We start from the raw sequence: 8538 nt of genomic DNA, 5'->3' as shown, positions 1-8538 counted from the left end.
AAGAAGATACTGGTGTTGCGTGATGTACTGGGCAGCGATGTAAACAGGCTTTCTGCTGAGTTCGTGCATATCTGCGAGAACGACCGTAATCATCGAGACTACACGCGGCACGATCTGCATCATGCGATTCGGGAAACAATCGCGTGCTTTCCGGTTTATCGGACCTATGCGCGGGTAGCGGAAAACAAGATCAACGAAAGGGATCGGGAGTACATATCTCAGGCAATCGCTGCGGCCAAGGCAAACCGTCCCGACTTAGACGCCGAGCTATTCGACTTTCTGGCTTCAGTGTTGTCGCTGGAGACGCGCGGCCCGCTCATGGACGAATTTGTAATGCGGTTCCAGCAGTTCACCGGACCGGCGATGGCTAAGGGCGTGGAAGATACGGCATTCTACTGTTATAACCGGCTGGTATCTCTGAACGAAGTGGGCGGCAATCCGGGAAAGTTCGGGACGTCGCCGGCCGAGTTTCATGCCTACTGCGAGGCCGTTCAGCGTACCCATCCCTCGACCATGCTGGCGAGTTCGACGCATGATACGAAGCGGAGCGAGGACGTTCGCGCAAGAGTCAACTCACTTTCCGAGATGCCCGGCGAGTGGCGGGAGACAGCCTGCCGGTGGGCGTTTGCCGCCGACCGGAATCGGACCGACGGTTTGCCCGACCGGAATACGGAGTACTTACTTTACCAGACCCTGCCAGGCGCTTGGCCGATCAACGAGGAACGGATGCAGCAGTACATGCTGAAGGCGGTTCGTGAGGCCAAGCAGCATACATCATGGCTCAATCCGGACGAGAAGTTTGAGACCGCGTTGAAGCGCTTTATCGAGGCGCTATTCGCCGCCCAAGATTTGATGGCCGATATCGCTAAGTTCGCTGCGAAGTTAGCTGGACCGGGACGCGTTAACTCACTCGCGCAAACGCTGGTGAAGCTGACTGCGCCCGGAGTACCCGACACTTATCAGGGATGCGAGGTCTGGGACCTGAGTTTGGTAGATCCGGATAACCGGCGGCCGGTGGATTATGGCTATCGTAGAAAGCTATTGGAAGAAGTAAAGAACCTTCCTGTCGAAGAGGTAATACGTCGGGAAGATGAAGGCGCGCCAAAGCTTTGGACCATGTACACGGCGCTGCAAGTGCGGCGTGAGCTCCCAGGCTGTTTCGGTGCTGAGGGAAGCTATATTCCGCTTTATGCTTCCGGTGAAAAGGCACAACACCTGATCGCGTTTCAGCGCGGTCCGGATGTGATTACGTTAGTTCCGCGGCTGGTTATCGGACTTAACGGCGAGTGGGGCAACACTTCGCTACAGCTGCCCGAAGGCGCGTGGGTCAACCGCCTAACCGGGGAGAAGTTCGCGGGGGCGGCGCATTCCGTAAGTATGTTACTGAAGCGTTTTCCTGTCGCGCTGCTGGTTCGGGAGCCCGCCTGATGTGGACATTCCGGGTTTGGGCGCCGGACGTGAAGTCTGTTGCGGTCCGCTGCCTCGGTCGCGATGAACCTTTACGCGAAGGTGCTGACGCCTGGTGGGCGGGCACTGTAGCTGATGCCGTTGCCGGTACGGATTACCAGTTTGTATTGGACGGGGGCGCGGCTTTACCCGATCCGCGATCGCCGTGGCAGCCGGATGGGGTTGACGGGCCGTCGCGGATTGTCGACCACAGTAGCTTCCAATGGACCGATGATGGATGGCAGCCCAGGCCATTATCCGCAGCGATCATTTACGAACTCCACATAGGTACATTCACACCGGGAGGTACTTTCGACAGCACGATCGATAGGCTGGATTACCTGAGGCAACTTGGCGTCACGCACATCGAGTTCATGCCGGTCAATGAGTTCCCGGGTGAATGGGGATGGGGTTATGACGGTGTCGATCTATATGCTCCCCATCATTGCTATGGCGGTCCCGAAGCGCTCAAGCGGTTGGTTGACGCGTGCCACGCGCGCGGACTTGCGGCGATTCTTGACGTAGTCTACAACCATCTCGGTCCAAGCGGTAACTATCTAAGTCAGTTCGGTCCGTACTTCACCCGCAAGCACACGACACCCTGGGGTGAAGCCGTCAACCTGGACGACGCAGGCAGCACCGAAGTACGGCGATTCTTCTGTGACAACGCGCTCATGTGGCTTCGCGACTACCACTTTGATGGACTTCGCCTGGACGCGGTGCATGCGCTGATTGATTCATCGGCTGTACACCTGTTGGAGCAACTCGCGACGGAAGTGGATGCCCTAGAGGCATCTACGGGACGGCATAAGTTCCTGATTGCCGAGAGCGATTTGAATGAACCGCGCGTCGTCCGTCCACGAGAAGCCGGGGGCTACGGAGTAGCGGCGCAGTGGAGCGACGATCTGCATCACGCGATTCATAGCGTGGTCACGGGCGAAGCGGCTGGGTACTATGAAGACTTCGGCGGGATGGATCAGGTTGGCAAGGCGGTTCAAGACGTGTTCGTCTATGACGGGACTTACTCAAAGCATCGCGGGCGTGTACACGGACGGCCGGTCGGCAGCCTTTCGCGTACTCACTTCCTGGGCTATATACAGACGCACGATCAGGTCGGGAATCGCGCGCAAGGAGAACGCATCACGAGCCTGACAAGCCTTGGCCGAGCCAAGATCGCAGCGGCCATCTACCTTACGTCGCCGTTCATCCCGATGATCTTTATGGGAGAGGAATTCGGAGCCTCGACGCCGTTTCAGTACTTCACACATCACAGCGAACCCGAACTTGCGAAAGCCGTTTCCGAAGGGCGGCGAAAAGAGTTCGCCAAGTTCGGATGGAGGCCGGAAGATGTTCCCGACCCGCAGGATCCGGAGACGTTTCAACGATCGAAGCTGAAGTGGGATGAGATCGGAGAACCGCCGCATCGCGAGCTTCTGGACTGGTATCAGGCACTTATCCAATTGCGGCGTTCGACGCCTTCGCTTGCGGCTGGGGGTCCTGTTGGCGTCTCCTTCGGGCACGACTGGCTGCGGATTGATCGCGGTGAAGTGGTCGTCTGCTCCAACTTCAGTAAGCAATGCGTAGGCTTTCAACTGGGAACACCCAGCCGCATCTTATTCGCGAGCGGACCGGGCGCGACACTTTCAGAGAACAAACTCACAGTACCCACGGAGACCGTAATTCTAATAAATACTCATGTCACGAACGATCTTACCCGGTAAACCATATCCGCAGGGCGCTACGTGGGACGGCACCGGCGTGAATTTCTCGATCTTCTCTCAATGCGCCACGGGCGTTGAGCTTTGCTTATTCGACGCGCCCGATCGAGAGGCGAGCGAAACCATCCAGCTTAGAGAGAACACCGGACTGATCTGGCATTGTTATGTTCCCGGGATCAAGCTTGGGCAACTCTATGGGTATCGCGTTTCCGGGCCTTATGAACCCGAACATGGGCTTCGCTTCAATCCGCATAAGGTACTGCTCGATCCCTACGCCAAAGCGGTATGCGGCAGCGTTGACTGGAATGCGCCCGTGTTTGCGTACAAGCTTGACTCACCGGACGTGGATTTGAGCTTTGACGACCGCGATAACTCAACGGGCGTACCGAAGGGCGTAGTCACAACGTCGATCTTCGATTGGGAAAACGACAGGCCGCCGCTGACGGCGCTGCATGATTCGGTGATTTACGAATTACACGTGAAGGGCTTTACGGCTCTACATCCGGATATCCCAACCAACCTTCGTGGAACTTACGCCGGACTTGCTCATCCTGCCGCGATCGATCACTTGAAGAAGTTGGGTGTGACCGCGGTGGAATTAATGCCGGTGCATGAATTCATTGACGACAAGCGGCTGTCGGACCTGGGCCTGAAAGAGTATTGGGGTTACAGCACAATCAACTACTTCTCCCCGGTAGCGCGTTATAGCAGCTCCGGGCATGAAGGCGAGCAGGTCAGCGAATTCAAGAGCATGGTCAAGGCGCTGCATCGCGCAGGTATCGAAGTGATTCTGGATGTGGTTTATAACCACACGGCCGAAGGCAATCAGTTGGGGCCGACGCTCAGCTTCAAAGGGATAGACAATACAACATACTACCGGTTGGTCAACGGTCAGGAACGCTATTACATGGACTACACGGGAACCGGAAACACCGTGAATATCCGGCACCCGCAAGTACTCAAGCTGGTGATGGATAGCCTGCGCTACTGGGTGCTCGAGATGCATGTGGATGGCTTCCGCTTCGATCTGGCGGCGGCGCTGGCGCGGGAACTGCACGAGGTTGACCGCCTTTCGGCTTTCTTCGACATCATTAATCAGGACCCGGTAATTTCGCAAGTCAAGTTGATCGCCGAGCCGTGGGATGTGGGGGAGGGTGGTTATCAGGTGGGTAACTTCCCGCCTTTATGGGCGGAATGGAACGGAAAGTATCGCGATACGGTGCGCCGCTACTGGAAGGGGGACGACGGGCAGATTCCGGAGCTTGGGTACCGGCTTACCGGATCGAGCGATCTTTACCAGCGAGACGGGCGCAAGCCCAGCGCGAGTATCAACTTCGTGACGGCGCATGACGGGTTCACGCTCCGCGACTTAGTCAGTTACAACGAGAAGCATAACGAAGCAAACGGCGAGAATAATCAGGATGGGAGCAACGACAACCACTCCTGGAATTGCGGTGTAGAAGGCGAGACGGATGACCCGGTCGTAGATAAGCTGCGCTGCACGCAGGTGCGTAACTTCCTATTGACGCTACTCTTCAGCCAGGGCGTTCCCATGATCTGCGGCGGCGACGAAATGGGCCGCACGCAACGCGGTAACAACAACGCCTATGCGCAGGATAACGAGATTAGTTGGACGAACTGGAACCTGACGAATGAGCAACGAGCGCTGCTGGAGTTTACACGCGGTCTGATTGACTGCCGTAAAGCGCATCCGAATCTACACCGGCGCAAGTTCTTTCAGGACCGGCGGATCGATCCTTCGGCTCCGGAGCTGGAGATCGATGGGACGCATGAACACGATCTGCGTTGGTTCCGCCCGGACGGCGGCGAGATGAAGCATGAGGAATGGAATTCGGGTTGGGTAAGGTGCATCGGGTTGTTCCTGAATGGGAGAACGCTGGCCGATGTGAACGCGGTAGGGGACGAGATTGTAGACGACTCGTTCTTTCTACTGTTGAATCCAAGTAATGAAGAGATTTCTTTCACGCTACCGGCGCCGCGCAAAGGTTACGCCTGGGAAGCGGTGCTGGATACTCGGCATCCGGTAGATACAGCGCCTGTGCGTTTGGATAACAGTAAGCCGTACGAGTTAAGTCAGCGATGCTCGGCTTTGTTACAGGAACTTAAGTTGCCGGATAAGTAGTAAGGCTCTCAGGATTTTTGGTGCCGCTGGAGGAAGTCGAATCCCCACGCCCTTGCGGGCACATGGACCTGAACCATGCGCGTCTGCCAGTTCCGCCACAGCGGCAATTTGAACGACTACGAACTCAGTTTAGCGCACACTCGGACGGGAAGGCACTTCATCGGGCGCAAATACGAGGTCGCGGTCGAGGATCATCTCGACCGTGCTGCCCTTCTGGAGGACGGCATCCGGTCCGCGAGTTGCGAGCACGCCGGCAAGCCCGCCTAGCGCACCCGCGGCAGCCCCGATTCCGGCGCCCATGCCGAGATGTCCGGCAGCAGAGCCGGCGAGCACGCCGATTCCGGTCCCGGCCGCCGTCGCCTCAGCGATCGTTTTCGCATCCTGACCTTTGCCGCTGTCGCCGACGACCTTACCTTCCTTGCGATCTACGCTGTTATTCTCGTCGGCTCCCAGGCGGGCGCGGAAATCGCGGGTGACGCCGTTCGGCAGCGTGAGTGAATCAAAGCGCAGGTATAACTCGCTCTTGCCTTTAATGCGGCCGGCGCGCTTTACCTCGGACAAGCTTCCTTCGACGTAGCTGCCGGGAGGAATTATGACGCGGCCTTTCGAAAGTATCGGATAGATGGTTTCAAGGTATACGTGGTCGCCCGGAGCCGAGTGTTTGGTGCTGACCGAGTTCAAGAGGCGCAGCGGTAAGTGCGTACCATTGGCAACGACATAGTTATCAACCGCCCGTGCGGGCGTCGGCGCGGCAGGCGCCGGCGGTGACTCGACCAGTGAAGTCGTCGGGGTCACCGCCGGTGGGACACTGCGCGTCTGTAACGTCGGAGGTGCGGAGGGCGCCCCGGCGCGCGCGTAAACGATGGTCGATTCGGCTTCATCGGACCCGCGGATGATCTTGCGATGGATCAGCAGACTTTGTCCGTCGCGCGAAAGCTTCCATCGATCCGCGATTGAGTAACTGCCGGTCGGCGTACTCACGTTGGTGCTGATCAGCAGCGCGGAACCTTCCCACTTAGCCATGCTGCTGTAATAGACATCCTTCTCACGCCGAACGTTTTCCCGCCCATCGAGAGACATCTTCCAGAGCTCGGGTCCGGTGGCAAACCAGTGGATGCCCGCGCCATCCTGAATAATCTTGACCTCGGGGTCAGGCCTTTGCGGTAGCGCGTTCAATTCGCTGCGATCCGGTTGAAAGGTCCAGGTTCCGGTGAAATTACGGTCGTCATCGGTGGCTGCGTGGATCACGCAGACAGTTGCGAACGAAGCGAGGATGAGCAAACACGTGGCGCGCATATATGTGACCGAGGTTACATCATGTTAGCCCGGATTCGATCGAAATCCCAGCTTTATCGCCGGAACTTAGTACCCGCGCTGCTTATCCACGACGTTTACGAGCGGTTCGCCGACTGAATACCGGCGTATATTCTCGGCGTACAGAGCGATTAAACGGGTTTCCCGGTCGGGGCTCCATCCGGAAGTATGCGGAGTCATGACAACGTTTGGGAGGTCGTAGATCGGGTGATCGGGCGGCGGCGGTTCGATCGGAAAGACATCTAATCCCGCGCCGCGAATCCACTTTTCGCGCAGAGCTCGAACCAACGCCATATCGTCGAACAGTTTGCCGCGGGAAAGGGCGATGTAGAAGGCCTCCGGCTTCATGGAACGGAAGGCGGCTTCGTTGAACATCCGCTCCGTCAGCGCTGTTAGCGGGGCGGCTGAGACGACGACGTCCGCTTGCTGGATCATCTCCGGAAACCACGCTGGGGTGCGCAGTTCAGCGACATACTCCGGTCTGGGCAGCGGTTTCGCATCGGTTGCGATGATGCGCATATCGAAGCCGTAATGAGCACGGCGCGCCATGGTGCTGCCGATCCCGCCCATGCCGACGATCGCCATCGTTTTCCCGGCGAGTTCGATGTGATCGGGGGAGCGCGGAGTTCCGATCGGGCGCAGTTGGTGCTTGTAAAACTGCGGCATGTAATAAGTGGAGATGCCGCGGGTCAGGCACAACAGAAGGCCCATTCCGGTTTCGGTGATGCCGGGCGCGAAGGTACGCGCACAGTTCGTAACTACGACCGGGCTGTTGCGGAGAGCCTGATCCATCCACTCCATCCCGGCCCCGCTCACCTGCACCCACTTCAGCTTCGGGGCGCGGCGCAGGATATCCTCATGAGGCTCGCCGATGATGACTTCAGCGTCCCGAACGCGATCCAGATACTCGTCTTGATTGCTGCAGACGAATACTTCAACGTTCGGTGCGGCGGCTTTAAGGAGAGCTACTTCGTTCGGGTCGATGTCGCGGTCGGTGACGATGCGGATCGGGTTAGTCGCGGCCGGTAAGTTGGATTGCGGGTAGGGCTGCTGGACGACGGGCGCCCGTTGCGGGGAGTCCTGCGCCTGAGCCGCCTCAGCAGCGGCCACGCCGGCGGCTAGGAATAGGCGTCGCGAAAATGGTTCAGGCACGATCGTTTCAAGTTTAGACCACGTCGACGCCCATACTGCGGGCTGTGCCTTTGACTGAGTTAATCGCCGACTCCACGTTGAAGCAATTGAGATCGGGCATCTTAAGCTTGGCGATCTCTTCTATCTGCTTTTGCGTGATCTTACCCACCTTCGTCTTATGCGGTTCCGGCGAACCTTTTGCAATGTTAACGGCGCGCTTAATCAGCACCGGGACCGGCGGAGTCTTGGTGATAAATGTGAACGAACGATCCGAGTAGATCGTGATGACGACCGGGATGATCAGACCTTCCTGATCCTTCGCCGAAGTCTTTGCGTTGAAGGCTTTGCAGAACTCCATGATGTTCACGCCCTGGGGACCGAGAGCGGTGCCCACCGGGGGGGCCGGAGTTGCTTTACCGGCGGGAATCTGCAGCTTAACCTGACCTGTTACTTTCTTTGCCATTTCAGAACCTTTCTAACTTACTTGCCGGGTTACCGGGCTTAAACCTTTAGCCACGGATGAACACATATAAGAACTTAGCTTTTTTCTACTTGCAGGAAGTCTAGTTCCACGGGGGTTGCGCGGCCGAAGATGGTGACCAGCACACGCAGCGTATTGCGCTCGAAGTTGACTTCGTCCACTTTGCCGGAGAAGTTGGTGAAGGGGCCGTCTACGATGCGGACCGTTTCGTTCTTCTCGAACGTCATCTTCGGTCTGGGGCGCTCGGCCGCCGTTGCCTGGCGATAGAGGATCGAGTTGACTTCATCCGCCGTCAGCGGGGTCGG

At 57.7% G+C, this 8538-nt stretch carries 7 protein-coding genes and 1 tRNA gene; 3 read left to right on the top strand and 5 right to left on the bottom strand.

The genetic code is table 11. The annotated features are described in order from the left end of the window. The 3 genes from H1Y01_RS09475 to glgX all read left to right on the top strand — a co-directional run. Positions 1 to 1428: hypothetical protein (locus H1Y01_RS09475; RefSeq protein ID WP_219341417.1), on the top strand; the 1428-nt coding region annotated here is incomplete at its 5' end. After that, positions 1428 to 3167: a malto-oligosyltrehalose trehalohydrolase gene (gene treZ / locus H1Y01_RS09470; protein ID WP_180540207.1), complete on the top strand. Its 1740-nt coding sequence runs from the start codon at positions 1428 to 1430 to the stop codon at positions 3165 to 3167. The genes H1Y01_RS09475 and treZ, both read left to right, overlap by 1 nt. Continuing rightward, positions 3142 to 5307: a glycogen debranching protein GlgX gene (gene glgX, locus H1Y01_RS09465; RefSeq protein ID WP_180540205.1), complete on the top strand. Its 2166-nt coding sequence runs from the start codon at positions 3142 to 3144 to the stop codon at positions 5305 to 5307. Before treZ ends, glgX begins: the two co-directional genes overlap by 26 nt. A gap of 18 nt (positions 5308 to 5325) precedes the next feature. Here glgX and H1Y01_RS09460 read toward each other — a convergent pair. From H1Y01_RS09460 to nusG, 5 genes are all read right to left on the bottom strand, one after another. Continuing rightward, a tRNA-Leu gene (locus H1Y01_RS09460) sits at positions 5326 to 5412 on the bottom strand. Positions 5413 to 5436: 24 nt separating this feature from the next. Further along, on the bottom strand, positions 5437 to 6555 hold the full coding sequence (locus tag H1Y01_RS09455) for a hypothetical protein (RefSeq protein ID WP_180540203.1): 1119 nt from the start codon (positions 6553 to 6555) through the stop codon (positions 5437 to 5439). Positions 6556 to 6669: 114 nt separating this feature from the next. Continuing rightward, positions 6670 to 7773, bottom strand: a complete 1104-nt coding sequence (locus H1Y01_RS09450; protein ID WP_180540201.1) for a D-2-hydroxyacid dehydrogenase — start codon at positions 7771 to 7773, stop codon at positions 6670 to 6672. A 13-nt stretch (positions 7774 to 7786) separates the two neighbouring features. After that, entirely contained in the window at positions 7787 to 8215 is a 429-nt protein-coding gene (gene rplK, locus H1Y01_RS09445) for a 50S ribosomal protein L11 (RefSeq protein ID WP_180540199.1), read from the bottom strand. Between the two features lie 74 nt (positions 8216 to 8289). Next, positions 8290 to 8538 (bottom strand): transcription termination/antitermination protein NusG (gene nusG / locus H1Y01_RS09440; protein WP_180540198.1); only part of this gene is annotated, 249 nt, incomplete at its 5' end.

It is taken from the genome of Nevskia soli, from assembly GCF_903970205.1.
GTDB lineage: Bacteria > Acidobacteriota > Terriglobia > Bryobacterales > Bryobacteraceae > Bog-113.
This window is presented reverse-complemented; position numbering and strand designations above follow the sequence as displayed.